Below are 24,602 nucleotides of genomic sequence, written 5' to 3'. Positions count from 1 at the left end.
GTTCAGACATTGCTGGCCCCGCTCGCTGCAGCCACGCAGATTTGCGCGGCGCCCGTCGCCTTCCGGCTCGAGCTGGACTTCAAGGTCTGGCGCCGGCACAAAGGGCGCGCCTTTGTCCGGCCATTCGACCAGGCATACGCCCTGGCCACCGAAGTACTCTTCAAGCCCTGCATCGACAAATTCTTCCGGGTCCGTGAACCGATAGAAATCAAAGTGATACAAGTCTAATTTAGAAACAGCATAAGGTTCAATCAAGGTGTATGTCGGACTGCGCACCGCACCACGGTGGCCAAGTGCTTCAAGCAGTCCGCGTACCAGCGTGGTTTTGCCCGCGCCGAGGTCGCCCAGCAGATAGATGACCAGTCCGGCTTCAAGCGCCGGCGCGATTGCTGCGCCAAGTGCGCGGGTGGCGGCCTCGTCTGCAAGCGCGCAACCCGCGGCGGGGGAGCGGCTATCATCGGGGGCATGCAGGCGGTCAGACACAATTCTTCTCCGGATGCGGCGCAGCTCGCGGCGCAGATCAAGGAATGGGGGCGGGCGCTCGGCTTCTCCGCAGTCGGCATTTCAGGCGTTGACCTGGGCGATGCGGAGGGGGCGCTGGAAGCCTGGCTCGCGGCCGGCTACCACGGCGAGATGGATTATATGGCGCGCCACGGCACCAAACGCGCGCGGCCGGCGGAACTGGTGCCGGGCACGCTGTCTGTGGTGTCGGTGCGGCTCGATTACTGGCCTGCGGCGAGCGATGCGCAAGCGCAACTCGCCGATCCGACGCGCGCTTACGTTTCGCGTTACGCCCTCGGGCGCGACTATCACAAGGTGTTGCGCAATCGGCTGCAGAAGCTGGCTGACCGGATCGGCGAGGCCATCGGAGCGTTCGGCCACCGGGTCTTCGTTGATTCCGCGCCGGTGCTGGAAGTGGCGCTCGCGAGCCGCGCGGGAACCGGGTGGCGCGGCAAGCACACGCTGCTGCTCGATCGCAGCGCAGGCTCAACCTTCTTTCTCGGTGAGTTGTTCGTCGACCTGGCGCTGCCGCCCGATGAGCCGGTCGCCGCGCACTGCGGCAGCTGCAGCGCCTGCATCGACGCTTGCCCGACCGGCGCGATCGTGGCGCCATACAAGGTCGACGCGCGACGCTGCATTTCGTATCTGACGATCGAACTCAAGGGCGCGATTCCCGAAGACTTGCGCCCGCAACTCGGCAACCGCATCTACGGTTGTGATGATTGCCAACTGGTCTGCCCATGGAACCGCTTCTCGCGCACGACGGCCGAAGCTGACTTCGCACCGCGTAACGGCCTCGACGCCGCCACGCTGGTAGAACTGTTTGCGTGGAGCGAGACCGATTTCGCGAGCCGCATGGCGGGCAGCGCGATCAACCGCATCGGCCATGAGCGCTGGCTGCGCAACATCGCGGTGGCGTTGGGGAATGCGCCGACGGCGCCGACGGTGCTTGCGGCGCTGCAGTCGCGCGCTGCCGACCCGTCGGAACTGGTGCGTGAGCATGTCGGCTGGGCGCTTGCGCAACATGCCGCGCGCTCTGCTCAAGCGGGGCAGGACATGGAGGCGAAAATCTGATGCGAGATCCACGTTCGAGCCGGCGCCGTGCTGCTTGCCTGGGATTTGTGCTCTGCGGTCTTTTGGCGAGCGTCGCAAGCGCCGACACGATCAAGCCATTCACCACCGACGGCTGTTCCAGCTTTCCCGATGGCACGCCTTGGCAGCAGACGCTGTGGCTCGACTGCTGCGTCAAACATGACATCGCTTACTGGATCGGCGGCACCAAGGACGACCGCGTCGTCGCCGACGAGGCCTTGGAGCAATGCGTGGCGGCGGTCGGCGAGCCCGAGATCGCGAAACTGATGCTGGCCGGCGTGCGCGTCGGTGGCACGCCGTACTTTCCCACCACTTACCGCTGGGGCTATGGTTGGTCGTATCCGCGTGGTTACGGCGCACTGAGCCGCGAAGAAGCGGAGCAGGTGAATGCACGGCGGCTAGTGGTGCCGATGCTCAACGGTGTGGGCGTCAGGGCGATTCCGCCGCTGCACAAACTGCTGGGCGCTTACGACCTGCTCGCACCCGCCGAGCGCTGAAGTCCAGGACTGCCGGCGTGTTTCGGCCGGACGGCCGCGATACCTCGGGCGATTACTGCACGGAAAGATGCGGGGGCGACAACGATGCTACGCCCTGCCGTTGAGGTGTCCGCGTCCGACCCTACCCACGCTAGCGCGCGGGCTTCTCGGCCGCTTGCCGCGCGTAACTGCTGCCGATCGCGTCCATCATTTCCCCGATCCGCTCGCTGGTCGTCGCGACATGGCGCGCGGCGTTGGCGTCCCCACCGTCCGGCCCGATCGCGGCATCGAAGAAGATCCATTGTTGGCGCGCGAGCTTGAGGCTGTCAGCCACGGCCGGCGAGGTTTGCGGTGCGCGCGTCAGTTCGTCCAGGCTGGTGACGAATTCCTTGCGCGTGGTTTCGATGTCCACGCGGCGGCCTTGCGATTTGTCGCCCAAGCGCGTCTGCAGGTAAAGACGGGCAAGTCGCTGTGCCAGCATGTTGTTGCGGCCGGCCAGGTCAGACAAACGCCAGACCGGGCTTTCTTCCGCGCCTTCCAGCTGCATCGCGAGGCGCCCGGCCGCGATCGTCAGTTCCTCGGCACTCAGGATCACGCGCTCGGCGCTGGCGGCGCTCGGCGCTGCGGTGATCAGCTGTTTCTGCTCCTGCCAACTGGCGTCGACGCGCTTGAAGGTGGCTGCCGCCGGCCCCTGCAGCGGCGTCTGGCGCAGGCTCGCCAGCGCGGCATCAAAACGCACCACGCCCTGGTCGATCTGCCGTTGTGCGGCTTCGGCGTTGAGGTTCAGCCGCAGTTGCAAGTGCAGCTTGGCAAGCCGTTGCGACAGCGAGCGGAGTTCTGCTGCCTGAGCCAGTGGCGGTGTTGCGGGTGGCGCGCTGCGGGTCTGGGCGAACGCTTGTGCGCCGATAGGCAACAGCGCAAGGGCGAGTACGGAGAGGAATCGATGCATGGCCAGCATGGCGGTCTTCAATAAACCGTCATTCTGGCGATCCGAAATGTTGGAATTATTACAATCAACAAAGTTGTAATAGTGGCCGAATGCCCCGCCGGCAAGGGCGTTGATGCGTTCTGGGCGTAGAGGGGTTTCGTGTCCCGCGTCGGTCCCCCCGATGTTGAGTCACGGTTCTTGATCCTTCGCCAGCGCTGTCGCAGCGGAGGCAGTGGCAATCGCGCCAAGGCGGCAGTGGTCCGACGCAGCGGCTCACCTGGGTGGTGTGTGTGGTGTGCGGGCCTGAGCGGGCTATGATTCCCGCTTCTCGAACGTTCTGCTCAAACGCCCGTGGCCAATAACGACACCCGCCCGATCGGCATCTTCGACTCCGGCGTAGGCGGACTCTCCGTCCTGCGCGAGATCCGTGCCCTGCTGCCGGATGAGACCCTTCTCTACTGCGCCGACTCCGGCCACGCGCCCTACGGCGACAAACCACAGCAGTTGATTCGCGAGCGTTCGCTGGAGTTGACCGAGTTCCTCGTTCAGCACGATGCGAAGGCCATCGTGATCGCCTGCAACACCGCCACCGCGGCGGCCAGCCGCGCATTGCGCGAGCGCTGGCCATCGTTGCCGATCATCGGCATGGAGCCGGCGGTGAAGCCTGCAACCGCCGCCACGCGCAGCGGCACCGTGGGTGTGCTGGCGACGGTGGGCACGCTATCGAGTGCGCAGTTCGCTGCGCTGCTCGACACCTTCGGTCACGATGTTCATGTGGTGACGCAGCCGGGCGTCGGCCTCGTCGAAGCCGTAGAGCGCGGCGAGTTGAAAGCGGACGGCACGCGCCACCTACTCGAAGCCCATCTCAAGCCGCTGCTGGCGGCCGGTGCCGATGTGATCGTGCTCGGCTGTACGCACTATGTGTTCCTGCGCGAACTGGTCGAGACGATTGTCGGCCCGCAGGTCAAGGTGATCGACACCGGGGCGGCGGTTGCGCGGCAGCTCGCGCGCAAGCTTGACGAGAAAGGCCATCGTGCCTCGGCCGGCAGCGCACAGCCGGTGCGCTTCTGGTGCAGCGGCAACCCCGGCACGGTGGCTCACGCCATCGACGTGCTGTGGGGCGAGCACATCTGGCCCGACGCGTTACCCCGTTCTCAGGTGATTACGCCGCACACGCGTTGAACGCGGTTGCCGGCGCCGCGCTGTGCCGGGCTGACGACTTTGCCGCGCGCTGCGCCGGGGCGAGCCCGATCTCGCAATCCTGCAATGCCTCGACGATCACGCGCGATGCGCCGGTCAGGCGCAGGCTTTGCCCGCTGCGGATGAAGTGGTCGCCCGGCATGTCGGGGCTCGTGGCCCACACGACGCCGCGTTTCACCTGAAGCGTCCAGCCCGTCGCCGAGTCGAGCGACAATAGCTTTCCTTGCGCTAGATCAATAGCGCCCTGTGTTAGATTCACTTTCATTCTTGCGTCTCCGTGCATGCGTAGTCCGTTTCAGTGGATTATTGGCTTTAGCGCGGAAATCTGCGTCGATGATTTCTGACTTCTTTGTGAGCTGAACTAACATGCAAAAGCCGCCGCGCCTGCCCCCGCTGAGTGCGCTGCGCGTGTTCGAAGCTGCCGCCCGGCACCCGAGCTTCAGCGCTGCGGCCGACGAGCTTGCGGTCACGCATGGCGCGGTGAGCCAGCAGGTGAGGGCGCTGGAAGACTGGCTCGGTGTGAGCCTCTTTGAGCGAAGCGGCAAGCGCGTGGCATTGACGCCGGAGGGCGCCCACTTTGCCGCCACGGCGAACGAAGCGCTTTGCCGGATCGGTGATGCCGCCGCGAACCTGAAGCGCCGCGCGAACCCCAACCGGCTGACGATTACGACGATGCCGTCATTCGCGGCACGCTGGCTGGCGCCGCGGATTTCGCGCTTCCTTGATGTTGAGCCGGGCGTTGAGTTCAGCATCATCACGACCGCGCAGGTACTCGATTTCTCCCGCGACGGCGTGGATGTTGCGATCCGCTGCGGCTTCGGGCCCTGCACCGAGCCCAACGCGGTGAAGTTGATGGCGGACACGCTGCTGGTGGTGGCGAGCCCCGACTACGTCAGTCGCCATCCGCCGGTGTCGTCCGAATCCTTGCTTGAGCACCCCCTGATTCGTGAGGACTATCCGTTCTGGGACGACTGGTTCCGGGGCGCCGGCCTGTCGGTGACGGTGCCGAGCAACGGCCTTGTCTTCAACGATTCGTCGCTTGCCTTGCAGGCGGCGATCGACGGCCGCGGCATCGCGGTCTCGCGACGCAGCATCGCGGCAGGGGAGATCGCCGCGGGGCGACTCGTGAAGCTATTTCCGATCGAAGTGCCGACCGATCTCGCCTACTGGTATGTCACCGCAGATCGCGCGCGCGAAACGCCGCTGATGCAGCGCTTTCGCGCCTGGATCATGGCTGAAGTGGCTGCGGGATGAGACGTTTGTGGCGGTGCACCGGGTGCAGCAAGCGCGCCAGCTATTTGCTGTCGCCGCCTTCGCGCCAGATGCGCAGCAGTCGGTCGTAGTCGATTGTCTTTCCCCGCGGGCGCTCGTCCGGTAGTTGCCGCTTCGGTCCGTCCGGCGCGCTGAACCAGAAATCCTTGCCGCGCTCGGATCCCAGTTTTGGGGCGCAGCGCGAAAGTCCGGCGTTCTCCAGCTCGGCGAGTACGCGATCCATGTCCTGCGCGAGGTCGTCCATGGCGCGTTGCGGCGTCTTCTCGCCCGTGGTTGCGGCGCCGATCTGCGCCCACCAGAGCTCCGCCAGCGCCGGGTAGTCCGGCACGTTGGGGCCTGTCGGTGTCCAGTAAACGCGGGCCGGGCTGCGGTAGAACTCAACCAGACCACCGAGTTTCGGCGCCAACTGCGTCATCGCGTGCGAGCGGACGTCGGAATCGCGAATGAAGGTTAGGCCCACCATCGACTTCTTCAGTGACACCGTGCGCGACACGGTGAATTGCGCATACAGCCAAGCCATTTTCTGCCGTGCTAACGGGGTGCTGTTAAGCAGGGTCCAAGCGCCCACGTCCTGATAGCCGCGCTGCATACCCGGCTCCCAGTAGGCGCCATGAGGTGACGGTGCGACTCGCCATTTCGGCGAGCCGTCCGCGTTGTTGATCGGCAAGCCGGATTTTGTCAGCGCGGCGGTGAAGCTGGTGTACCAGAAGATTTGCTGCGCGATCTGACCCCTGCCTGGCATCGGGCCGGCTTCAGTGAAGTCGAGTTGCAGCGTTCCTGGTGGTGCGAATTGACGCTGCCAATCGAGGTACTTTCGCAAGGCGTACACCGCCGCGGGACTGTTCGTTGCGCCGCCGCGCGCGACCGATGCACCGACCGGTCGGCAGTTCTCGACCCGAATGCCCCATTCGTCGATCGGCGTGCCGTTCGGGTAACCCTTGCTTGCTGCGCCGGCCATCGACAGCCAGGCATCGGTGAATCGCCAGCCGAGCGAGGGGTCTTTCTTGCCGTAATCCATATGGCCATAGATGCGTTGGCCGTCGATTTCGCGAACGTCATTGCTGAAGAACGCAGCGATGTCCTCATACGCAGACCAGTTCAGCGGCACGCCCAGTTCGTAGCCGTATTTCTGCTTGAAGCGCTGTTTGAGTTCGGGGCGCGAGAACCAGTCATACCGAAACCAGTAAAGGTTAGCGAACTGCTGGTCCGGCAACTGGTAGAGCTTGCCGTCCGGGCTGGTGGTGAATGCGAGTCCGATGAAGTCCTTCAGATCGAGCGTCGGCAGAGTCACGTCACGACCTTCGCCCTGCATCCACTCGCTCAGCACCAGCGTCTTGCCGTAGCGGAAATGCGTGCCAATCAGATCGCTGTCGTTGACGTAGGCGTCATAGACGTTCTTGCCGCTCAGCATCTGCTGTTTGAGCTGGCGGACAAGCTCGCCCTCAGGAATCGTGTCGTGCACGACGCGGATGCCTGTGAGCTCGGTGAACGCCTTGGCGAGCACGGTGGATTCGTATTTGTGCGTGTCGATGGTTTCCGATGCGACGCGGATCGTCTGCCCCCGGAAGGGTTTGGCCGCATCAATGAACCACTCAAGTTCTGCGCGCTGTTCTTGCCGGCTCAGCGTGCTGGGCTGGAATTCCTTTAGCCATCGGTCGATGGCCGCTTTGTCCGGGGCTGCCAGTGACATCGGACTCGCTAGAAGGCCGAGCAGCGTCAAGGTGACGATTGCGGACCGCATGGACGTTGTCAGTACTCGAGCGGTGATACGTCGGCCGGATCAACGCCGTAGCGCAGAAAGATGGCCTGAAACTCGGCGGTCTGCTTGAAGGCCTTGAGCGTCTTGCTGAAAGCTGGCGCAAGCGGTCCAAGGCCACGCACCTTCGAAAATGCGAGGTACAGCTTGCCGCCAGATATCGACGCTGGCTCGTACCGCACCTGGTCCGATACGCCCATCTGCCGCGCGGTATAGATGCCGACGGCGGTGTCCATCATGGCCAGATCGATATGCCCGCGAAGCAGTTTGCGCAGGTTCTGGCTATGGGTCTCCACGGCCTCACGCTGGAAGTAGGGGGCGTTGGCGAAGTCGGGCGAGTACGCGTACCCGGATAGTGTTCCAACCGTCTTGCCGGCAAGGCTGAATAGCCCTTGATAGCGGAAAGGTCTGGCGCTGAGGTAGAACAGGGTGGTGCGTGATGCCGACAACGCTTCGTCGGGAAACGCCAGGTAGTCTTCACGTTCGTTTTGATCGCCGCGGCCGATTCCCAGCACCGCGTCGACCTCCCCCTTCTGGGCCATCAGCAGCGCCCTCCGCCAAGGCATGAAGCCCAGTTTCAGCGTGTGCCCCATTTGCGCCAGCACGGCTTTGCTGACTTCGTAGTCGAAACCACTTGGCTGTCCGTTGTCCTCAAACACATAGGGCGCGAACGCCTCGCTTACGACGAACAACTCGCGCGCGGTCCCCCTCACGCTGATCATCAGCAGCGCGCAGAACAGCAAAGCCGCCCGCGGCGGTGAAACACGCATGCGACTCGCTCCCGGTTCCGTCGTGATAGCCGTGTTAACGACGCTCGCGGGGGCGACTTGATGCGGTCGTCAGGGGCGGCGCCCCGCGTGGCGTTTGGCGCCATAGCGTCGCAAGACGAAGCGACAGGTCAAGCCGACCGACGGTTCAGCGCCCGGCTTCGAGTTCCAGCGCCAGCACTTCCTGCACCGTCTGGCGGCGGCGGATCCGGCTGGCGGCGCCGTCGTCGATCATCGCTTCCGGGATCAGCGGGTGCGAGTTGTAGTTCGACGACATCGAGGCCCCGTAGGCGCCGGCGTCGCCGTCACCCGCCGCAGCATTGCCTCGGGCGAGCGCGCCGCCGGCAGGCTGGTCAAGGTCTTCTCGCTCGAAGTGCCGACCGAGCTTTCGTACTGGTACGCCACCACCGACGGCGTGCGCGAGACGCCGTTGATGCAGCGCTTCGGGGAGTGGGTCACGGTCGAGGTGGTGGCGAGCTGATGCAGCCTCCGTGAACAAAAAAGGGCGATCCGTGTGGATCGCCCTTTTTTTGCTGCACATGGCGCTGCGTGTACGTTCAAACCTTGCGCTTGCGTGTGGCGGCGAGGCCTGCAAGGCCCAGACCGACAAGTGCCAGCGACGCCGGTTCCGGCACATGGACCGGCGGCGTGGTATCGACATTCAGCGAGATGTTGTCGAGCGCGAAGCCGGCCGGACCACTGAAGTTTTCCGGAATTGTGGTTACGAACGACAGCGTTGCGGCTTTACCGGCCAAGCCAAGCAGCACGCTCGACACGTCAACGTTGATGTGTCCGAAGGGCGTCGCATTGACATTGCTGCCTACCGGCGAGGCGAAGTGATACAGGTTCGTCGTAACGCCGCCAGAGGTCAGCTGCACGTCGAAGCTACGCGGAATTTCACGCCCCAGCACGATGTTGAATGCGTAGCTGTCGTAGAAATCGAGCTCCGCGGTGCTGAGCGTCGGTACAACGAAGTTTTGCGACAGCGTGCGCGTTTTCGGGCCGGTGCCATCGAAGGACTGATAGGCCGCATAGCGACCGAACGGGTTGGCGACGGACGAGCAACCCGTTGCCCCACCCGTCGTCGACACGACCCACCCTTTGTCGCAGCCATCGGTGTCTGCGTTGCTGCTCGCCACGCTCCACCCGGTGAAGGTGCCGGTCTCGAAACCGCCGTTGGTGACCAGATTGATGATCGAAGCATCGGCGCCACCGGCGCCCAGCCCGATACCTGCTGCCAGCAAAAACCCTGCGATACGATTCGATTTCATTGTTTTTGCCTTGATATGGTGATTGGATGGTCGAAAGTCACCAAAATCGAAGCAATCGTCAGGCCTGCGAGCTAAAACCATGATTGTAAAGTGGGTTACTTTTCGTCATGGCTGTGGTGTAAAAAAATCCGACAGCCTGCCTCGCTCGGCGAGCGTCATTCTGTCGTGTTGGCTCACTGCCCGCCGGCTTCGAGTTCCAGCGCGAGCAGTTCCTGTACCGTCTGGCGGCGGCGGATCAGGCGGGCGGTGCCGTTGTCGATCATCACTTCCGGGATCAGCGGGCGCGAATTGTAGTTCGACGACATCGATGCGCCGTAGGCGCCGGCATCGTGGATCACCAGCAGGTCGCCGACGCGCGCTTCGGGCAGGTCGCGGGTCTGTACCACGCCGCCTTCGCCTTGCGTGAATACGTCGCCGGATTCGCACAGCGGGCCGGCGATCACGGTGGCGTGCTCGGCGCGCGGGCTGTCGTCCTGCGGCAGCAGGCTGATGTGGTGGAAGCTGCCGTACATCGACGGCCGCATCAGGTCGTTGAAGCCCGCATCCACCAGCACGAAGCGGTTCTTGCCCGCCTGCTTCACCGCGCGCACTTCGGTCAGCAGCAGGCCGGACTCGGCGACGAGGTAACGGCCGGGTTCGATTTCCAGGTGCGGCGTCGCGCCGAGGATCTGGCCGACTTCGCGGCGCGCCGCATCCCACAGGCCGAAGTAGTGTTCGGTGTCGATTTGCGGGTCGTTCGTGCGGTAGGGAATCGACAGGCCGCCGCCGGCCGAGATCGCCTCCAGCGGGGCGTCGAGCTGGCGCGTGAGTTCGACCATCGCGCCGCACACCTGCTCCAGATGCTTGTAATCGACGCCGGAACCGATGTGCATGTGCAGGGCGACCAGCTTCAGGCCGTGCTGGCGGATCGCGGCCAGCGCAGCCGGCAGATCCGTGTGCCAGATGCCGTGCTTGCTGTGCTCGCCGCCGGTGTTGGTCTTGTTGCTGTGGCCGTGGCCAAAACCGGGGTTGATGCGCAGCCACACGCGGTGACCCGGCGACACTATGCCGAGCTGATGCAGCATGTCGATCGAGCCGGCATTCACCGGGATCTCTTCTTCGACCACGCGGGCCAGTGTGGCGCGGTCGATCAGGTCGGCGGTGAACACGATGCCCGATTCGCCCTTACGCGAGCTGTAGCCGGCCGCCAGCGCACGCTCGATCTCGCCGAGCGACACTGCATCCACCTTCACACCCTCTTCGCGCAGCAGGCGCAGCAGGTGGATGTTGGAGTTGGCCTTCTGCGCAAAGCGGATCGTGTCGAAGGCGCGCAGCGCGGCGACGTGCGCGCGGATCACCGCGGCGTCGTAGACCCACAGCGGCGTGCCGTGCTGGCGGGTCAGATCAAGGAGCTGGGCGGGGTTCAGGCTGGGCTTCATCGTGGCGCGTCCGGATTGAATTTGGGATGGCTATTCGGGAATGGCGACAGTGTGCCGCGTGCCGGGTATTTCGAAAAATGCGAATTTGTGCGTCAATCATGCATTGCTGATATGGATGCGCGATGCTGCTGACCCACCGCCTGATTGATGTGTTCCGCGCCGTGATGAACACCGGCAACGTCACCCGCGCCGCCGAGCTGCTGCACACCTCGCAGCCGACGGTCAGCCGCGAGCTTGCGCGGCTGGAACAGGTGGTCGGCATGACGCTGTTCGACCGCGTGCGCGGCCGCCTGCAGCCCACCGCGCGCGCCTTGCAGTTGTTCGATGAAGTGCAGCGCAGCTACGTGGGGCTGGAGCGGGTCGCCGCCACTGCCGAATCGCTGCGCCACTTCGCTCAAGGGCGGCTGAGCGTCGCCTGCCTGCCGGCGCTCTCGCACGGCCTGCTGCCGGCCGCCTGCGCGGAATTCGTGCGCGTGCATCCGCAAGCGAGTCTGTCGATCACGCCGCAGGAATCGCCGCTGCTGGAAGAATGGCTCAGCGCGCAACGCTTCGACCTGGGCCTCACCGAACACGCCGAGCCGCCGCCGGGCACGCTGGCGGAAGACCTGTTCGTCGGCGATGAAGTGGCGGTGTTGCCGGACGGGCATCGACTGCTGGGCCAGAACGTGCTGCGCCCGGCGGACTTCGCTGGCGAATCCTTCGTCAGCCTCGCGCCGCAGGATGCTTACCGTCAGGCGATCGACGCAACGTTCTCTACGCAGGGCGTGCAGCGCCGGCTGGTGATCGAAACCACCAGCGCGGTATCGGTCTGCGCGCTGGTGCGGCAGGGGCTGGGGCTTTCCATCGTCAATCCGCTGACCGCGATCGAGCTCGAAGGCCTGGGCCTGCACTGGCGGCCGATCAGCGTGTCGATTCCGTTCCGGGTGACCTTGATCCGCCCGCAGCAGCGGCCGGGCACGCCGCTCGCCGACACCTTTGCGGTGGCCCTGCGCAACGCCGCGGCGCGGGTGCGGCAACGTGCCGGCCGCGCTTAGGGAAAGCCCTTGCTGCCGCATCGTGGCGAGGCGTTCTACATTTCGTTTCGTGCTACCCATTCCGGATAGGTTGCCGATGTATCGCTTGCTCGCTGCCCTGATGCTTTTCGTCGCGACCGCAACGTTCGCCGATGAAGTGCGGATGGCGTTCGGCGAGAAGATCCCGCCGTTCTGCTTCCCTGAGACGAATTCCGGCATCGAGATCGAGGTCATCGCCGAGGCGCTGGCCGCGGGCGGCGGGCACCGCCTCAAGCCGGTGTATTACCCCTTCGCGCGGGTGCCGGTGGCATTCAAGGCCGGCGAAGTGGATGCCGCGATGACCGATCTGGGTGAAGACATGCTGCCGCATGGCGGCCACTACGGCGACCCGGCGGTGGTCTACGACAACGTGTTCATCACGCTGCGCTCACGCGGGCTGCAGATCCGCCGGCCTGAAGACCTGAAGGGGCTCTCCGTGATCGCCTTCCAGGGCGCCGACAAGCGCTACCCTGAATGGCTGGGGCCGGTGAAGCAGGCGGGCAATTACCACGAGCAGAACGATCAGTCGCTGCAGGTGCGCATGCTCAACGAGGGCCGCCACGATGTGGTACTGAGCGATCGCAACATCTTCCGCTACTTCGCCCTTCAGCTCACCCAGACAGGCAGCTTCAAGCCGCAGCTGATACAGGAACATGCGTTCACCATCGCGCGCCCGCAGGACTACAGGCCGGTGTTCCGCAGCGCCAAGGTGCGTGACGACTTCAATGCCGGGCTCGCTCTGCTCAAGAAGAGCGGGCGCTACCGCGCGATCTACGACAAGTACCTCAAGGACTAGCGGCGGCGAGGCATCGCCGACTCGCCGAGTGCCGCCGCGAGCCAGTCCCGCCTCTGGCGCACATACGCTTTACGGCGCGCGGGCTTGAAATCGCCGCCTGCCGGACCCATCTTGCATGCGTAGAATTGGCCGCGCCCGGCGGTCCTTTGGTCCCGGTTCCCGAAAGGAGTCACGATGTTGCGTCGCGTAACGACCCTGCTGTCCGCCCTGATTCTCGCCACCAGCCTGACGGCTTGCGGCTACAACGACTTCCAGCGCCTCGACGAAGAGGTGAAAGCCGGCTGGGCCGAAGTGCTCAACCAGTACCAGCGCCGTGCCGACCTGATTCCGAACATCGTTGCGACCGTGAAGGGCGAGGCGAGCTTCGAGCAAGACACGCTGACGAAGGTGATCGAGGCGCGTTCCAAGGCCACCAGCATCCAGGCTACGCCGGAACTGGTGAACGACCCCGAGGCTTTCAAGAAATTCCAGGCCGCGCAGGGCGAACTGACTGGGGCGCTTTCGCGCCTGATGGTGGTCAGCGAGCAATACCCGAACCTGAAGGCGAACCAGGCCTTCCAGGACCTGCGGGTGCAGCTCGAAGGCACCGAGAACCGCATCACCGTGGCGCGCAACCGCTACATCAAGACGGTGCAGAGCTACAACGTGCTGGCGCGCAGTTTCCCGAGCAACCTCACCGCGATGGCGATGGGCTACAAGCCGAAGGAGAGCTTCACGGTGCAGAACGAAGCGCAGATCTCGCAGCCGCCGGCGGTGAACTTCGACCAACCTGCGAAGAAGTGACGCGGCGCGCCTGATGCTGCTCCGCGCCTTCTTGCTGCTGCTGGCCTGCTGCTTCGCTCCCGCCTGGGCGCAGGATGTGCAGCCGGTGCCCGCGCTCAGCGGCCGCGTGATCGACCAGACCGGCACGCTGTCGGCCGCCCAGCGCACCGCGCTGAGCAACAAGCTCGAACAATTCGAGCACGAGGTCGGCAGCCAGCTGGTGATCCTGATGGTGCCGACCGCGCAGCCCGAAGACATCGCTGCCTACGCGCAGCGCGTGGCGGATACCTGGAAGATCGGCCGCCGCGATTTCGGCGACGGGCTGCTGATCGTCGTTGCGAAGGAAGACCGACGGCTGCGCATCGAAGTCGCCAAGGCGCTCGAAGGCGCGGTGCCTGATCTCGCCGCCAAGCAGATCATTGATCGCGCACTGAAGCCGGCGTTCAAGAAAGGCGATTTCGCCGGCGGGTTGGATGCGGCGGTGGACTTGCTCGCCGCACGCATTCGCGGTGAGGGCCTGCCGGCACCACCACCGGAGCGACCAACGCAATACCGCACCGGTGGCGATTCCGGCGGCGGCGAATCCACGCTCCTCATGTTCTTCTTCGGTGTCCTTGCGCTCAGCGTGCTGTTGAAAGCGGTGCTGGGCCGCACGCTTGGTGTCATGGGCACCAGTGCGGTGGCGGGCCTGGCGGGCTGGTTGCTGTCGTCCAGCATCGTGCTGGCCGCGATCGCCGGCGTTGTCGGCTTGTTTCTGGCGGCGGTCGGCGCTGGCAACCTCGCGAGCCTGCTCGGCAATGTGTTGAGCGTTGGTTCGCATGGCGGCGGAGGCGGCTTTGGTGGTGGCGGCGGCGACAGCGGCGGTGGATTTTCCTCCGGCGGTGGCGGCGATTTCGGTGGCGGCGGCGCCTCGGGAGACTGGTGATGCCCGGCTCGATCGGCCCTAAAACTTCGCGCCTGTGGCGCTTCATCCATCACGGCTTCTTCAGCCGGCGGCATGTTCGCCGTGTGCTGGACGACGCGGTGATGAAGCGCTTGCAGGCGCTCGTGCGCGAGAGTGAATCCCGGCACAGTGGCGAGATCCGCATCGTGGTGGAGGCGGGGCTGCCCAACTCCTACCTGTGGAAGCGGCTCAGCGCGCGCGACCGCGCGATCACGCTGTTCGGCAAGCTGCGGGTGTGGGATACCGAGCACAACAACGGCGTGCTGATCTACCTGTTGCTCGCCGAACGCCGTATCGAAATCGTTGCCGATCGCGGGCTGGATCGGCAGGTCAGCATCATCGAATGGCACAACCTGTTGGGCGACATGCGGGCGGAGTTTGCCGCAGGCCACTTCGAACAGGGCCTGGCGGCTGCCGTGGCGGCCGTGGGCGGCCTCTTGCGCCAGCACTTCCCGCTGGCGGCCGGCGATCCGAACCCGAACGAACTGCCGGACGCACCCTTGCGCCTCGGGTGAGATGGCGCCGCCCGCCGTGGCGGCGCCTGCCGGCAACACGGGTTCAGATCGGCGTCAGCCAGTCGGCGTGTTCAGCCACCTCACCCTTCACGCAGGCGAAGTAGCGCGCCTGCAGCGCACGTGTGATTGGCCCTGGCGTGCCGTCGCCCACTCGGCGGCGATCCACTTCCACGATCGGCGTCACTTCCACCGCAGTGCCGCTGAAGAACAGCTCGTCGGCCAGCACCAGGTCGTCACGCGTCAGCCGCGCGGCGCGTACCGGATAGCCGAGGTCCGCCGCCAGTGCATGCAGGGTGCGGCGGGTGATGCCATCGAGCGCGACGGTCACCTCCGGTTCGAGGATCTCGCCGCCGCGCACCAGGAAGATGTTCTCGCCCGGCCCTTCGGCGACGAAGCCTTCGGTGTCGAGCAGCACGGCCTCGTCGTAGCCGTCCGCACGCGCCTCGCGTGCGGCGAGGATCGCCGTGGTGTAGCCGCCGATCGCCTTGGCGCGGCAGGGGTAGGCGTTGGGATGCTGGCGCGCCCAGGTGGACACCTTCACCCGCACGCCGCGGGTCAGTGCATCGGCGCCGAGGTAGCGGCCCCAGGGCATCGCCATCACGCCGACGCGCACCGACAAGCCGGCCGGGTCCATGCCGAGGCGCTCGTCACCGAGGAACACCAGCGGGCGCAGATACCCTTCGGTGAGGTCGTTGCGGCGCATCGCCTCGATGCAGGCTTCGCGCAGGGTTTCGCGCGGGAAGGGCAGTTCGATGCCGAGCAGGCGGGCCGAACCTTCGAGCCGCGCGAGGTGCTCATCAAGGCGGAAGATCGCCGCCCCGTTGGCGCCGGCATAGCAGCGGATGCCTTCGAAACACCCCAAGCCGTAGTGCAGCGTGTGGGTGCCCAGATGCACGTTCGCATCGCCCCAGCGCAGCCATTCGCCATCCAGCCAGATCCAGCCGTCGCGTTCCGACAGTTTCATGTTTTTCACTCCAGTCCGATTCGGGAAACGCCCGCGGGGCGGGCAAGCGAGCCGGCCCGGGTCGGGCGGCGGGCGGTGCGAATCAGCTCGGGGTAAGGGAGGGCTGGGGCAGCACCGGTGTGCGGGGTAGGGGCACTTTGCCGGCAGCAAGGCGTGGGGTCGAACGAATAGCGCGCGGCTTGAGGTGAGGAATCTTCACTCGAACAAAATGCAGCCGGTAAGCGGGGGAATTGGCGTGCGGCGCCGCGTACCCGGCCGCAGTGCGCAGCGGGCGCGTATGGGTACGTGTCGGGCTGCTATCGGGAGGCTACTGCGGGCTGCGGTCGCCGAGCGCGGCGCCGTGTTTGGCGAAGGCCATGAAGTCTTCGGCCGGCATCGGCTTGCTGCACAGGTAGCCCTGGTACAGATCGCAGGCAATGCCGTCGAGGATGTCGAGCTGCGCTTGCGTCTCTACCCCCTCGGCGATGACCTTGAAACCCAGCGTGCGGCCGATCTGCACGATGGCGGTGACGATCTCGCGATCATCGCGCCGGTTGACCACATGTTCGACGAAGCTGCGGTCGACCTTCAGCACATCCAGCGGCAAGCGCTTCAGGTAGGCGAGCGAGGAGTAGCCGGTGCCGAAATCGTCAATCGCGATGCGCACGCCGGCTTCGCGCAGGCGGGCCAGCTGTGCGAGGCCGGCTTCGTCTTCCCCCTGCAGCGAAGATTCGGTCAGCTCCAGCTCCAGGCGTTCCGCTGGCAGGCCGCTGCTGGTCAGTATCCCCAGCACCATGTCGGCAAAATCAGGGCGGCGGATCTGTGCGGCGGCCACATTCACCGCCACGCCCAGCGGGTCCTTCCGTGCCGGCCAACTGCAGGCCTGCTGGCAGGCTTCGCGCAGCATCCATTCGCCCAGCGGCACGATCAGGCCGGTTTCCTCGGCGAGCGGGATGAAGGTGTCGGGCGTGACCACGCCACCGTCGCCTTTGTGCCAGCGCACCAGCGCTTCCGCGCCGACCAGGTGGCCGTTGCGGATATCGATCTGCGGCTGGAAGTAGGCACGCAGATCGCCAGCGTCGATCGCGCTGCGCAGGGCACTTTCCATTTCCAGGCGTGCGCGCGCCGCGTGCGTGAGGTCTTGCGAGAAATAGTGGTAGCGGCCGCGGCCTTCGCGCTTGGCGCGATACATCGCCGCATCGGCCTGCTGCAGCAGTTCTTCGGGCGACGCCGCAGAGCCGGGGTAATGCGCGATGCCGATGCTGGCCGATACGCGCAGTTGCGAGCCGCCGGGCAGCTCCCAGGGCGTGCGCAGCGTTTCGAGGATGTCCTCCGCCACGCGTGAGGCATCGTCCGGGCGGTGCAGTTTTTCGAGCAGGATCGTGAACTCGTCGCCGCCGAGCCGGCTCAGCGTATCGACTTCGCGCAGCCGGCAACGCAGGCCTTCCGCCACGCGTTGCAGCAGGCTGTCGCCCACGAGATGCCCGAAGCTGTCATTCACGTCCTTGAAGCGGTCGAGATCGAGCATCAACAGCGCGGTTGCGTGCCCCTCGCGCCTTGCCACCTTCATCGCGCGTTCGATGCGCGAAAACAGCGTCAGCCGGTTGGGCAGATTCGTCAGCGGATCGTGGTGTGCGAGGAATTCGAGCCGCTCTTCCGAGGCCTTGATCGCCGAGATGTCGGTCAGCACCCCGACATAGCGCGACACATGGCCGCGCCCGTCGCGCACCGCGCTGATGCTGGTGAGCTGCGGATAGATCTCGCCGTTCTTGCGCCGGTTCCACAGCTCGCCCTGCCAGCGCCCGGTTGCGGCGATCTCGGCCCACATCGCGGCGAAGAAAATTGCATCATGCCGCCCCGATTTCAGCATCGACGCGGTCATGCCAAGCACTTCGTCCAGCGTGTAGCCGGTCATCGCGGTGAACGCGCGGTTGACCGACACGATGTGGCCATCCGCGTCCGTGATCAGCACGCCTTCCTGGGTGTTTTCGTAAACCGCGGCGGCTTGCCGCAACGCCAGTTCGGCCTGCTTCTTCTGGTGGATATCGGTGTGCGTGCCGGACATCATCGTCGGCCTGCCGGCCGCATCGCGCTCCACCACCCGCCCGCAGGTCAGCACCCAGTGCCACTCGCCGGATTTGGTCAGGAGCCGCAGCTCGACCTCGTGCGCCGGAATTGCCCCCTCGGTGTGCCGGCGGATCGATTCATGCGCCAGCCGCAGATCATCCGGATCGACATAGGCGGGCCAGTTCACCGGGTCCAGCTTCATCTCGCCGGGCGCGTAGCCCAGCATGGTCTCGAAACGCGCCGAGACCGAGAATTCCCCGCTCTGCAGGTTCCATTCCCAGAAACCCTGGGCCGAACCTTCGATCACTCGGGCGAGGCGGCGCTCGCTCTGCCGCAAGGCCAGTTCGGCGTTCTTGCGTTCGGTGATGACGTCGAAGATCGCGACGAAGTGATCCGGCGCCGGGCTGAACACCGAGATCGAAAACCACATCTTCAGCGCTTCGACGTACTGCTCGAAGCGTTCGGCGCCGCTGCCGCGGGCGATGCGGCCATAACGCGCGATCAGCGCCTGGTCGGTCTGCGTGATGCCGGGAATCACCTCTGACGCGCGTCGCCCGGCAACCTGCTGCAGCCCGGTCTGCTTGGCAAACGCGTCGTTGACCAGCAGGTAGGTGAAGTCGACCGCGGTGTCGCCTTCGTATTCCGCGCGGCAGTACGCCAGACCATTGATCAGGTTGTCGAACAGCGCCGCATAGATGTCCGCTGGAACGCCATCGTGCTGGCCCGGCTGGTGGGCTTCGTTCATCAATCAATCCTGCATGGCGATTTGGGGGGCAATCGGCAAAACCGGCGCTTCGACGCTGCACAACGCAGCAACGCTGGCCTCATGACAGGCCTCACTGTGCTAACGGCATTGCAGCGCAAAAATTGAGTGGCGGCGTCATGCCGCCCCCCCGCTGCCCGCGCGCCCGGCCCGGGCACGCAGGTATCAGCCGGCCGGTGGCTTCATGCTCGCGCGGTAGGCATCGAGTTGCGGCAGCATCGCCTCGCGTCGCGCCAGGCTCTCCGCAGGCCAGCACTGATCGCGGTCGTAGTATTCCGGCACCACCAGTGCCTCCGGTGGCAGCACAAGCCAGGGCTGTTTGCTCGCCGCGAAGATGTGGATGTCCGGCGGCAGATGGTCCGGTTCATCGAGTGTGCCGACGCGCACAAAACTGATCAGCGGGCCTGCGCCGGCGTAGTGGCTCCACAGCGCGATACGGCAACTGGGGCAACGCGCGATCTGCTGCCCGTATCCACTTTCCGAGGGGGTTGCCACCAGTTCAGGCGCACCGGCCAGAAGCGTCACGCGGCTCGATTCGATCATCGCGTTCAGCGCAAACGACGCGCCGCTCTCGCGCTGGCACCAGCGGCAGTGGCAACAATGCACAAACAGCGGCGCCGTCTCTATGCGGTAGCGGATCTGCCGGCAATCGCAACCGCCTTCGAGCGGAAATGGGGTGGTGTTGTGCGTCATGGCGGGCCTCGCTCAGATAGCGTGCAGCGGATGGCGTGCACTCTACGCCCGCGGCGCACAGATGATGTGGCGGGGGCCGGGCTATTCGTGATGAGCGGATGGCTTCCAGCAGTTGCCGTGGTGTCGGGCTTCGCATACTCAGCCCAACCTACAGCGGCACTGAGCACCGACGCGAAAAAGTGCCGGGCAGCGTGACGTACCCTCGCGCAGGTGTCGCGCCAAGCCGCGACAATGCGTCCATGAATGCAGGAAAGCCGCCTTGGCAACTTGACCGCCAAGAAACCAAAATCAATGACGGCGATCGCCGGCGCAATCCCTGGCGCGCCGCCCAACGCAAGGCTCGCCACCGCCAAACCACCGAAACCCTCGCGTAGGCCGAAGTCGAAGCGGTACTGGAGAATAAGGACATCGACTTCGTAAAGCCCGGCCACGTCGCCGAGATCAAGGTCGAAACCTTTCCCTTCACCGGCTACGGCATTAGCCCAGCGAAAGTCAAATTCGTAAGTGGCGATGCGATCAAGGACAACAAGCAGGGATTTATTTACCAAGACCGGCTAAAACTCGATCGCACTGCGATTCGGGTGGATGAACGAAACGTACCGCTCTCGCCCGGCATGGTGGTGAGCGCCGAAATCAAAACCGGGCAGCCGCGGGTGATTGAGTATTTCCTCATTCCCCTGCTTGGGACGAAGAATGAGAGTTTGAGGGCGCTATAAGAATGCATTTCATGACACAGCGTTGGAACCTCGACACCACGGCAAGTGCCCTAACTACCGGAAGCATTTCTTCATGATTGGTTTGGCCTACCTTGTAGCAGGGGCGATCTATGTGGTCGCCATGGTCTTCCTTGTCGGGTGGGCCTGGCGGTTTGGGCGCAAGGTCAATCGCGGCACGGCTCTGGCCGGTGCGATGCTCGCGTTTCTGAGCCTTTACCTACCGGTCTTCTGGGACTTCATCCCGACTATGGTCGCGCATCGCTACTACTGTGCAAAAGACGCCGGCATTGTGATTGTCAAGGACCCGAAACAGTGGGTTTCTGAGCACGCTATGGATGCCGATACGTTAAGGATTGCATATTGGGATCTAAACAGGCCAACAGCTACAAAAAAGCCTGGAGGTTGGAAATATGAATTGATAAATGGAGGTGTTGCGCAGGAGACTCGTTGGACCGCTATTGGTGGAATTTGGATGAGCATTGAAAGGTTGGAAATCCGTGTGTCGGACATACAAACGGGTGCTACTCTAATGACAGTACGCGATTATCGCTCTGGCGCGACGCTTGTCAGCCAGACTCTACGGCCACAGCCGAATGCGGACTCGTGCGCTACGCCTTCTTTCGTCCTCCAATCAATAAACATCATGCACCCCCTCTATCTTCAGGATAAATCGCAATGATTTGACTGGATAAGGTCTCTCCATATTGAGACTTGGCCCAGGCGGCGTAGGCGAACTTTGGATTAGTAGTGGTCCTGCTTGAAGGCGGCCACCTGAAGTGGACCCTCGCAAACGGCAATGACAAGGCTGACTGGCTCGAATCCCGCGCGGACGAATTTGCCAAACACTGGCGTGTGGTCGACCACGTCGTGGATGACGGCGGCTTGCTTGATGTAGCCAAGTAGGTTGGGCTGAATGAAATGAAGCCCAACAATCAACCTCTCCCCTGATCCACCGTGCGCTATCGCCGATCAAACACCCAAGGCACGACCTGGTTCTTCACGGTCAATCTCGCCGACGAAAATCCGATCTGCTGGTTCGTCATGTCGATGATCTGCGAGATGCAAGAGAACCATCGGGTCAGGTCTTGCATTCGATCACCTACGCGGGTCCGGGGGCAGAATCTCAGGGGCGGGTTTTGCAATCGCGCTTTTACCCTGCCGCTCAGAATGAACGAACGCAAGACCTGATCTCGTACTGCCGAGGTGCCGGACAGACGCGCCCTTCCCGTTGGGAAAACGAATTCTGAGCGAGGAGATTTCGCAAGCCACTGGAATTGATCGATCGATTCAATTTCTTAATTGCAACGCTTCCAAGCAAGGCTTATGCGGACATGGAATCATTCAATTGGTAGCGGCAGGACAATCTCCCTAGAATTCAATCGTCAAAGAAACGATCAATGGAGAGCCAAATGACCAACTCATATCGCGCGACTGCCTTGCTGACCCCGGACCAGGCATACGGTGAGATTTACGAGGCCGATGGTCATTTCTGGGCCGAATCGATCCTGGTTTCGGACGGCGTGGAATGGGTCACCGGGAAATCGGAAGACTTCGCGTCCCGGCACGAAGCCGCCGCCTGGCTTTCCCAGCATGGCCTCAAGGCCACCGAGTCGCTCGAAGACGCTATTGCTGCTCGAATCAACGTGATTCTCCGAGCTGACGTCTGGAAACGCATCGGGTCCTTCCTTCGCCCGATCCAGTTGGCGCGTCCTTCGGCAGCCTGATTGGCACTGCACGCAATACGGCAGAGCTTGTCGTAGCGCCGGCAAGCCAGGTAGCCAGGTAGGGCGGGTCCGCCGCAGGCGAACCCGCGCGGGACAACGCGCCGCACCATACGAACCGAGGATTGTGCGGGTTACGCCTGCGGCTAACCCGCCCTACGATGTGGCGGTCATTTTCTCGGCGTGATCGCGCCGACGCCGTACCGGTGTGCGAACGCGGCGGGCGGGTCGTATTTCTTTACGGCCGTGACGGCGCGGTGGCGGCTCTGTTCTGCGACTCGCGATCCGAAAATGGTCTGACGTTTAGGGCTGTATCTACTGGCTGACGCCGGGCGAACCCCGCGCCTGCCAGCCTCGAACCGGCGCTCCCCAACTCCAGACATGCATGGTCGACACAACTTGTGACGATTTGGGTGGAATCGCGGGGCATGTTGTACGTCCAAATGGCATCTGCGTCGCCGGATTCGCAACCCGCCCGTTCAAAACCCAAATGCTCGCATTCGCCATCATCTTTGCCTTCTCGGTCGCTCTGGCGGCCGGGGCGGCTTTCGTGTTCCGCAAGAACCCGCGCAAGTGGCATGGCCATATGCTCTGCCACGCTTGCGGCTATCGCTGGAAGACGAGAAAGCCGACGCCCTCGAAGGCGTGCGGCAAGTGCTGGGACGAGAACGTTGTTCCCGTGAGCGAGGCCGAGCCGATGGGCATGAAGTCCGGCGATACGCTCGGCACCCGCCGCGCTTAGAACACAGCGTGCCGGCACGCCGCCCGCGCTAGCGGAAGGGTTCCGCCCTGGCCAACAAGGCGTCGAGATCTGGCTCGCCGAGGTCACGCGGCGCGCCGGGGTGGATGATCGCGACTTGGCAGCTCTCCGCCGCTTCAACCAGTTGCCGATAGGTGCCGGCGCTGATGTCCTTGATGTAGGCCTGCTTGTTGGCGTCGTACGCAAACATCCGCGGGTTGATGTTCTGGCATTCGTTGCAGCTGGGGCAGCGGGCGGTCTCGATCCACGCTTCGTCGCGTGAATGTTCCGATACGACTGGCGTTTCCGGCTCGGGTACTTCGGTCTTTGCGGCGCTCGGCACGGTGGCTTCTTCTGTGGCCGGTGCCGGTGCGGGTGCGGCGCCAGCGAGAATGCGTTCGGCGTAGGAGTCGTGCACGCCGGCGTGTTCCTGCAAGCGGCGCCACAGCAGCAGGCAACGGCGGGTTGCCTGCATCAAGCGTGCGTCAACGATCACCCGTTGCAGGGTGTCGTTTTCGTCGACGGCCAGCAGGTAGGGCACATGCTGGCTGGCGTCGGCTTCATCGAGCTCGAGCCAGTCGGCCACCGGCAACATGCCGTCGTGCCAGTCGCCGGGTCGGACCTGGGCGAAGTGCGCGGCATGGCGTGGGTCGCACAGCACGAAGTCCGCAAAAGTGAACGCGTGTCGCACCGATTGACGCTGAAGGGCGTTGTCGGCGTAGTCGATGGTTTCGATCGACCAGTCGTCTTCAGCTCGCGGGTTGTTTTCGAGCGAGAAGCGGGTCGCCCAGTTGCCACCCGCCGCGGCGTCGTAGCTGAAGGCGGGGAAGGCGCGCGACTGCATGGCGGCCGCCGCGGTGAGGTAGGGCGGCAGGCTGCCTTGGCCTGCAGGGCTGGCGAACACGCTGAACAAGGCCGGCCCGGCACAGGTGATGCCGCGCTGCACGCGTTCGCGCAGCGCGTAGAGGTTGGCGGCGGCGGTCTGCAGCACGAACATGCCGCCCAGCCCCATGGCGGTGGTGGCGAGCCGCGCACTGCGCACACCGAAGGCGAAGTGGCCGGTGCCGATCGAGGCGTCGTCCAGCAGGTCGGCGGTTTGCACCAGCACCTTCAGGGGCATGCCGGCCGAGAGCAGGTCGATCAGCATCGCGTTGTCCGCTGCGTCGTTGTGCGCAGGCGGAATGCAGACGAGGTAGTCCGGGAAGCGGGCGAGGTCGTCGGCCGTAAGCGCGTGTTCGTCCATCGCGGCGAAGATCAGATCGTGCTCGGCTTCGTTGTAGGCGCCGGCAACTTCCAGTTCGGCAATGCCCAGCGCGCGCACCACTTCGGCCAGTGCCGGCAGGCGTTCGCGATAGGCCTGTGCGGCTGCGGCGCAGTTGTTGAACGCGAAACCGTAGACACCGGGGGTGTCATCCTCCTGCCCGGGCGGGGCGAAGAAGCGCTGGGTTTCGAGTGTCTTCAAGGCGCGTTCGATGCGCGCGCGGCGCGGCGCAGATAGTTCGTCGCGCGGCACGCCCTTGCCGATGACGCGCGACAGCGCATCGAAGTCGAACTGCGACTGATGCGGCAAGCCCACGGCGGCCATCAGGCTTTGCGGTGTGCGGCCGCTTTGCGAGTGGCTGTGCGCCGCGCGCAGGATGTCCGACAGCTTCTGCACCAAACGGCTGGCATCAGCATGGAAGCGGCGCGACTTGGCGCGGGTGGCGATGCGCCAGGCGTGGGTGAGGAGCTGTGCCGGGGCGTCTTGCGCACAGCCGATCACCTCTCCATTACTGGGGAGTGCGCCGCCGGCGTGCATCAGCACTTGTTCCAGCGTATCGCCTTCGGTGGCGCCGAGCTGCGCGGCCGCGGCATCCCAAAGCTCGGCCAGTGTGCCGCGGGCGCCGCCGGATACTGCGCGGCGGATTGCGGTTTCCAGTTGCAGCGCGTGGCGGCGCAGGCGTTCGCCTTCGAAGCCGCGCGGCGCCACCTGCTGCAACATGCCGTCGACCAGTGCGGCGAGCGTGTGCACTGCGTCGCTGCCTTCGCCTTGCGGGTCGAGCACCAGGGGGTAGTCATGCCGCAGGGCGTCGAGATCGCGGTAAGGGGCGAACAGGGCAGGGCGCAGATCCTTGCCCGCGATGCCGGTGAGCGTATCGCCCTGGATGCGGCCGGTGAGGTGGAAGACCAGTTGATCCTGATGCTTGGCGTGCATGTCCATCACAGGCTCCG

The 24,602-nt window shown here is 64.5% G+C and carries 27 protein-coding genes; 14 read left to right on the top strand and 13 right to left on the bottom strand.

Annotated features, from left to right (window positions below):
* A partial coding sequence (gene tsaE, locus ACE3P0_RS04975) for a tRNA (adenosine(37)-N6)-threonylcarbamoyltransferase complex ATPase subunit type 1 TsaE (RefSeq protein WP_374400477.1) occupies positions 1-483 on the bottom strand: 483 nt, incomplete at its 3' end.
* On the opposite strand from tsaE, the gene queG reads away from it, so the two are divergent.
* A complete protein-coding gene (gene queG / locus ACE3P0_RS04970; protein WP_374400475.1) occupies positions 466-1,575 on the top strand; it encodes a tRNA epoxyqueuosine(34) reductase QueG in 1,110 nt (369 codons plus the stop codon). The genes tsaE and queG overlap by 18 nt on opposite strands.
* Positions 1,575-2,090, top strand: a complete 516-nt coding sequence (locus tag ACE3P0_RS04965; RefSeq protein ID WP_374400473.1) for a hypothetical protein — start codon at positions 1,575-1,577, stop codon at positions 2,088-2,090. The genes queG and ACE3P0_RS04965 overlap by 1 nt, the downstream gene beginning before the upstream one ends.
* A 130-nt stretch (positions 2,091-2,220) precedes the next feature.
* Here the strand turns inward: ACE3P0_RS04965 and ACE3P0_RS04960 are convergent, their stop codons facing one another.
* Positions 2,221-3,027 (bottom strand): type IV pili methyl-accepting chemotaxis transducer N-terminal domain-containing protein, encoded by an 807-nt coding sequence (locus tag ACE3P0_RS04960; RefSeq protein ID WP_374400471.1) that lies wholly within the window; start codon positions 3,025-3,027, stop codon positions 2,221-2,223.
* A gap of 321 nt (positions 3,028-3,348) precedes the next feature.
* Between ACE3P0_RS04960 and murI the strand changes: the two genes are divergently transcribed.
* Positions 3,349-4,179: a glutamate racemase gene (gene murI, locus ACE3P0_RS04955; protein ID WP_374400469.1), complete on the top strand. Its 831-nt coding sequence runs from the start codon at positions 3,349-3,351 to the stop codon at positions 4,177-4,179.
* Here murI and ACE3P0_RS04950 read toward each other — a convergent pair.
* Entirely contained in the window at positions 4,160-4,462 is a 303-nt protein-coding gene (locus tag ACE3P0_RS04950; RefSeq protein WP_374400694.1) for a DUF2917 domain-containing protein, read from the bottom strand. The two genes, murI and ACE3P0_RS04950, sit on opposite strands and share 20 nt — an antisense overlap.
* A gap of 101 nt (positions 4,463-4,563) precedes the next feature.
* Here ACE3P0_RS04950 and gcvA point away from each other — a divergent pair, with 101 nt between their 5' ends.
* Positions 4,564-5,451, top strand: coding sequence for a transcriptional regulator GcvA (gcvA, locus tag ACE3P0_RS04945; RefSeq protein WP_374400467.1), 888 nt, complete (start codon positions 4,564-4,566; stop codon positions 5,449-5,451).
* Between the two features lie 40 nt (positions 5,452-5,491).
* Here gcvA and ACE3P0_RS04940 read toward each other — a convergent pair whose 3' ends face one another.
* The 3 genes from ACE3P0_RS04940 to ACE3P0_RS04930 all read right to left on the bottom strand — a co-directional run bounded on the left by ACE3P0_RS04940 (position 5,492) and on the right by ACE3P0_RS04930 (position 8,269).
* Entirely contained in the window at positions 5,492-7,159 is a 1,668-nt protein-coding gene (locus tag ACE3P0_RS04940; protein WP_374400464.1) for an ABC transporter substrate-binding protein, read from the bottom strand.
* Positions 7,160-7,218: 59 nt separating this feature from the next.
* Positions 7,219-7,968, bottom strand: coding sequence for a substrate-binding periplasmic protein (locus ACE3P0_RS04935; protein WP_374400462.1), 750 nt, complete (start codon positions 7,966-7,968; stop codon positions 7,219-7,221).
* Positions 7,969-8,140: 172 nt separating this feature from the next.
* Positions 8,141-8,269, bottom strand: coding sequence for a hypothetical protein (locus tag ACE3P0_RS04930; protein ID WP_374400460.1), 129 nt, complete (start codon positions 8,267-8,269; stop codon positions 8,141-8,143).
* On the opposite strand from ACE3P0_RS04930, the gene ACE3P0_RS04925 reads away from it, so the two are divergent.
* Positions 8,246-8,473, top strand: coding sequence for a hypothetical protein (locus ACE3P0_RS04925; protein ID WP_374400458.1), 228 nt, complete (start codon positions 8,246-8,248; stop codon positions 8,471-8,473). The two genes, ACE3P0_RS04930 and ACE3P0_RS04925, sit on opposite strands and share 24 nt — an antisense overlap.
* A gap of 76 nt (positions 8,474-8,549) precedes the next feature.
* On the opposite strand, the gene ACE3P0_RS04920 is transcribed toward ACE3P0_RS04925, so the two are convergent.
* Complete coding sequence (locus tag ACE3P0_RS04920; protein ID WP_374400456.1) at positions 8,550-9,263, bottom strand: PEP-CTERM sorting domain-containing protein; 714 nt, start codon at positions 9,261-9,263, stop codon at positions 8,550-8,552.
* 173 nt (positions 9,264-9,436) lie between these two features.
* Positions 9,437-10,681 carry a diaminopimelate decarboxylase gene (gene lysA, locus ACE3P0_RS04915; RefSeq protein WP_374400454.1) on the bottom strand — a complete coding sequence of 415 codons (1,245 nt, stop codon included), beginning with the start codon at positions 10,679-10,681 and terminating at the stop codon, positions 9,437-9,439.
* A 122-nt stretch (positions 10,682-10,803) separates the two neighbouring features.
* On the opposite strand from lysA, the gene ACE3P0_RS04910 reads away from it, so the two are divergent.
* From ACE3P0_RS04910 to ACE3P0_RS04890, 5 genes are all read left to right on the top strand, one after another.
* Complete coding sequence (locus ACE3P0_RS04910) at positions 10,804-11,715, top strand: LysR family transcriptional regulator (RefSeq protein WP_374400452.1); 912 nt, start codon at positions 10,804-10,806, stop codon at positions 11,713-11,715.
* 76 nt (positions 11,716-11,791) lie between these two features.
* Positions 11,792-12,529: a substrate-binding periplasmic protein gene (locus tag ACE3P0_RS04905; RefSeq protein ID WP_374400449.1), complete on the top strand. Its 738-nt coding sequence runs from the start codon at positions 11,792-11,794 to the stop codon at positions 12,527-12,529.
* A gap of 174 nt (positions 12,530-12,703) precedes the next feature.
* Positions 12,704-13,312: a LemA family protein gene (locus ACE3P0_RS04900; protein ID WP_374400447.1), complete on the top strand. Its 609-nt coding sequence runs from the start codon at positions 12,704-12,706 to the stop codon at positions 13,310-13,312.
* Positions 13,313-13,325: 13 nt separating this feature from the next.
* Positions 13,326-14,216, top strand: coding sequence for a YgcG family protein (locus tag ACE3P0_RS04895; protein ID WP_374400444.1), 891 nt, complete (start codon positions 13,326-13,328; stop codon positions 14,214-14,216).
* Positions 14,216-14,749 carry a TPM domain-containing protein gene (locus ACE3P0_RS04890; protein WP_374400442.1) on the top strand — a complete coding sequence of 178 codons (534 nt, stop codon included), beginning with the start codon at positions 14,216-14,218 and terminating at the stop codon, positions 14,747-14,749. Before ACE3P0_RS04895 ends, ACE3P0_RS04890 begins: the two co-directional genes overlap by 1 nt.
* A gap of 43 nt (positions 14,750-14,792) precedes the next feature.
* Here ACE3P0_RS04890 and ACE3P0_RS04885 read toward each other — a convergent pair whose 3' ends face one another.
* From ACE3P0_RS04885 to ACE3P0_RS04870, 4 genes are all read right to left on the bottom strand, one after another.
* Positions 14,793-15,713: a branched-chain amino acid transaminase gene (locus tag ACE3P0_RS04885; RefSeq protein WP_374400440.1), complete on the bottom strand. Its 921-nt coding sequence runs from the start codon at positions 15,711-15,713 to the stop codon at positions 14,793-14,795.
* Between the two features lie 307 nt (positions 15,714-16,020).
* Positions 16,021-18,504, bottom strand: a complete 2,484-nt coding sequence (locus ACE3P0_RS04880; protein ID WP_374400438.1) for an EAL domain-containing protein — start codon at positions 18,502-18,504, stop codon at positions 16,021-16,023.
* Positions 18,505-18,687: 183 nt separating this feature from the next.
* Positions 18,688-19,215: a GFA family protein gene (locus ACE3P0_RS04875; RefSeq protein ID WP_374400435.1), complete on the bottom strand. Its 528-nt coding sequence runs from the start codon at positions 19,213-19,215 to the stop codon at positions 18,688-18,690.
* Complete coding sequence (locus tag ACE3P0_RS04870; protein ID WP_374400434.1) at positions 19,212-19,763, bottom strand: hypothetical protein; 552 nt, start codon at positions 19,761-19,763, stop codon at positions 19,212-19,214. The genes ACE3P0_RS04875 and ACE3P0_RS04870 overlap by 4 nt, the downstream gene beginning before the upstream one ends.
* 241 nt (positions 19,764-20,004) lie before the next feature.
* On the opposite strand from ACE3P0_RS04870, the gene ACE3P0_RS04865 reads away from it, so the two are divergent.
* From ACE3P0_RS04865 to ACE3P0_RS04850, 4 genes are all read left to right on the top strand, one after another.
* Positions 20,005-20,610 carry a hypothetical protein gene (locus tag ACE3P0_RS04865; protein WP_374400432.1) on the top strand — a complete coding sequence of 202 codons (606 nt, stop codon included), beginning with the start codon at positions 20,005-20,007 and terminating at the stop codon, positions 20,608-20,610.
* A gap of 68 nt (positions 20,611-20,678) precedes the next feature.
* Positions 20,679-20,834: a hypothetical protein gene (locus ACE3P0_RS04860; protein ID WP_374400429.1), complete on the top strand. Its 156-nt coding sequence runs from the start codon at positions 20,679-20,681 to the stop codon at positions 20,832-20,834.
* A gap of 506 nt (positions 20,835-21,340) precedes the next feature.
* On the top strand, positions 21,341-21,655 hold the full coding sequence (locus ACE3P0_RS04855) for a hypothetical protein (protein ID WP_374400427.1): 315 nt from the start codon (positions 21,341-21,343) through the stop codon (positions 21,653-21,655).
* Positions 21,656-22,142: 487 nt separating this feature from the next.
* Positions 22,143-22,394, top strand: a complete 252-nt coding sequence (locus ACE3P0_RS04850) for a hypothetical protein (protein WP_374400426.1) — start codon at positions 22,143-22,145, stop codon at positions 22,392-22,394.
* Positions 22,395-22,422: 28 nt separating this feature from the next.
* On the opposite strand, the gene ACE3P0_RS04845 is transcribed toward ACE3P0_RS04850, so the two are convergent.
* Positions 22,423-24,591, bottom strand: a complete 2,169-nt coding sequence (locus ACE3P0_RS04845; protein WP_374400423.1) for a ferredoxin — start codon at positions 24,589-24,591, stop codon at positions 22,423-22,425.
* Positions 24,592-24,602 lie beyond the last annotated feature (11 nt).

Origin of the sequence: Niveibacterium sp., from assembly GCF_041909475.1 — a bacterium.
Taxonomy (GTDB): Bacteria; Pseudomonadota; Gammaproteobacteria; order Burkholderiales; family Rhodocyclaceae; genus Niveibacterium.
Note: the sequence above shows the minus strand (reverse complement) of the source record. Positions and strands in the feature narration are given on the sequence as shown.

What these genes read in the sequence shown, in the direction of transcription:
- queG (WP_374400475.1), top strand. Translation starts at nt 466, where the DNA reads ATGCAGGCGGTCAGACACAATTCTTCTCCGGATGCGGCGCAGCTCGCG.
- ACE3P0_RS04965 (WP_374400473.1), top strand. Translation starts at nt 1,575, where the DNA reads ATGCGAGATCCACGTTCGAGCCGGCGCCGTGCTGCTTGCCTGGGATTT.
- ACE3P0_RS04960 (WP_374400471.1), bottom strand. Translation starts at nt 3,027, where the DNA reads ATGCTGGCCATGCATCGATTCCTCTCCGTACTCGCCCTTGCGCTGTTG.
- ACE3P0_RS04950 (WP_374400694.1), bottom strand. Translation starts at nt 4,462, where the DNA reads ATGAAAGTGAATCTAACACAGGGCGCTATTGATCTAGCGCAAGGAAAG.
- gcvA (WP_374400467.1), top strand. Translation starts at nt 4,564, where the DNA reads ATGCAAAAGCCGCCGCGCCTGCCCCCGCTGAGTGCGCTGCGCGTGTTC.
- ACE3P0_RS04940 (WP_374400464.1), bottom strand. Translation starts at nt 7,159, where the DNA reads ATGTCACTGGCAGCCCCGGACAAAGCGGCCATCGACCGATGGCTAAAG.
- ACE3P0_RS04930 (WP_374400460.1), bottom strand. Translation starts at nt 8,269, where the DNA reads ATGTCGTCGAACTACAACTCGCACCCGCTGATCCCGGAAGCGATGATC.
- ACE3P0_RS04920 (WP_374400456.1), bottom strand. Translation starts at nt 9,263, where the DNA reads ATGAAATCGAATCGTATCGCAGGGTTTTTGCTGGCAGCAGGTATCGGG.
- lysA (WP_374400454.1), bottom strand. Translation starts at nt 10,681, where the DNA reads ATGAAGCCCAGCCTGAACCCCGCCCAGCTCCTTGATCTGACCCGCCAG.
- ACE3P0_RS04910 (WP_374400452.1), top strand. Translation starts at nt 10,804, where the DNA reads ATGCTGCTGACCCACCGCCTGATTGATGTGTTCCGCGCCGTGATGAAC.
- ACE3P0_RS04905 (WP_374400449.1), top strand. Translation starts at nt 11,792, where the DNA reads ATGTATCGCTTGCTCGCTGCCCTGATGCTTTTCGTCGCGACCGCAACG.
- ACE3P0_RS04900 (WP_374400447.1), top strand. Translation starts at nt 12,704, where the DNA reads ATGTTGCGTCGCGTAACGACCCTGCTGTCCGCCCTGATTCTCGCCACC.
- ACE3P0_RS04895 (WP_374400444.1), top strand. Translation starts at nt 13,326, where the DNA reads ATGCTGCTCCGCGCCTTCTTGCTGCTGCTGGCCTGCTGCTTCGCTCCC.
- ACE3P0_RS04890 (WP_374400442.1), top strand. Translation starts at nt 14,216, where the DNA reads ATGCCCGGCTCGATCGGCCCTAAAACTTCGCGCCTGTGGCGCTTCATC.
- ACE3P0_RS04885 (WP_374400440.1), bottom strand. Translation starts at nt 15,713, where the DNA reads ATGAAACTGTCGGAACGCGACGGCTGGATCTGGCTGGATGGCGAATGG.
- ACE3P0_RS04880 (WP_374400438.1), bottom strand. Translation starts at nt 18,504, where the DNA reads ATGAACGAAGCCCACCAGCCGGGCCAGCACGATGGCGTTCCAGCGGAC.
- ACE3P0_RS04875 (WP_374400435.1), bottom strand. Translation starts at nt 19,215, where the DNA reads ATGACGCACAACACCACCCCATTTCCGCTCGAAGGCGGTTGCGATTGC.
- ACE3P0_RS04865 (WP_374400432.1), top strand. Translation starts at nt 20,005, where the DNA reads ATGATTGGTTTGGCCTACCTTGTAGCAGGGGCGATCTATGTGGTCGCC.
- ACE3P0_RS04855 (WP_374400427.1), top strand. Translation starts at nt 21,341, where the DNA reads ATGACCAACTCATATCGCGCGACTGCCTTGCTGACCCCGGACCAGGCA.
- ACE3P0_RS04850 (WP_374400426.1), top strand. Translation starts at nt 22,143, where the DNA reads ATGCTCGCATTCGCCATCATCTTTGCCTTCTCGGTCGCTCTGGCGGCC.
- ACE3P0_RS04845 (WP_374400423.1), bottom strand. Translation starts at nt 24,591, where the DNA reads ATGGACATGCACGCCAAGCATCAGGATCAACTGGTCTTCCACCTCACC.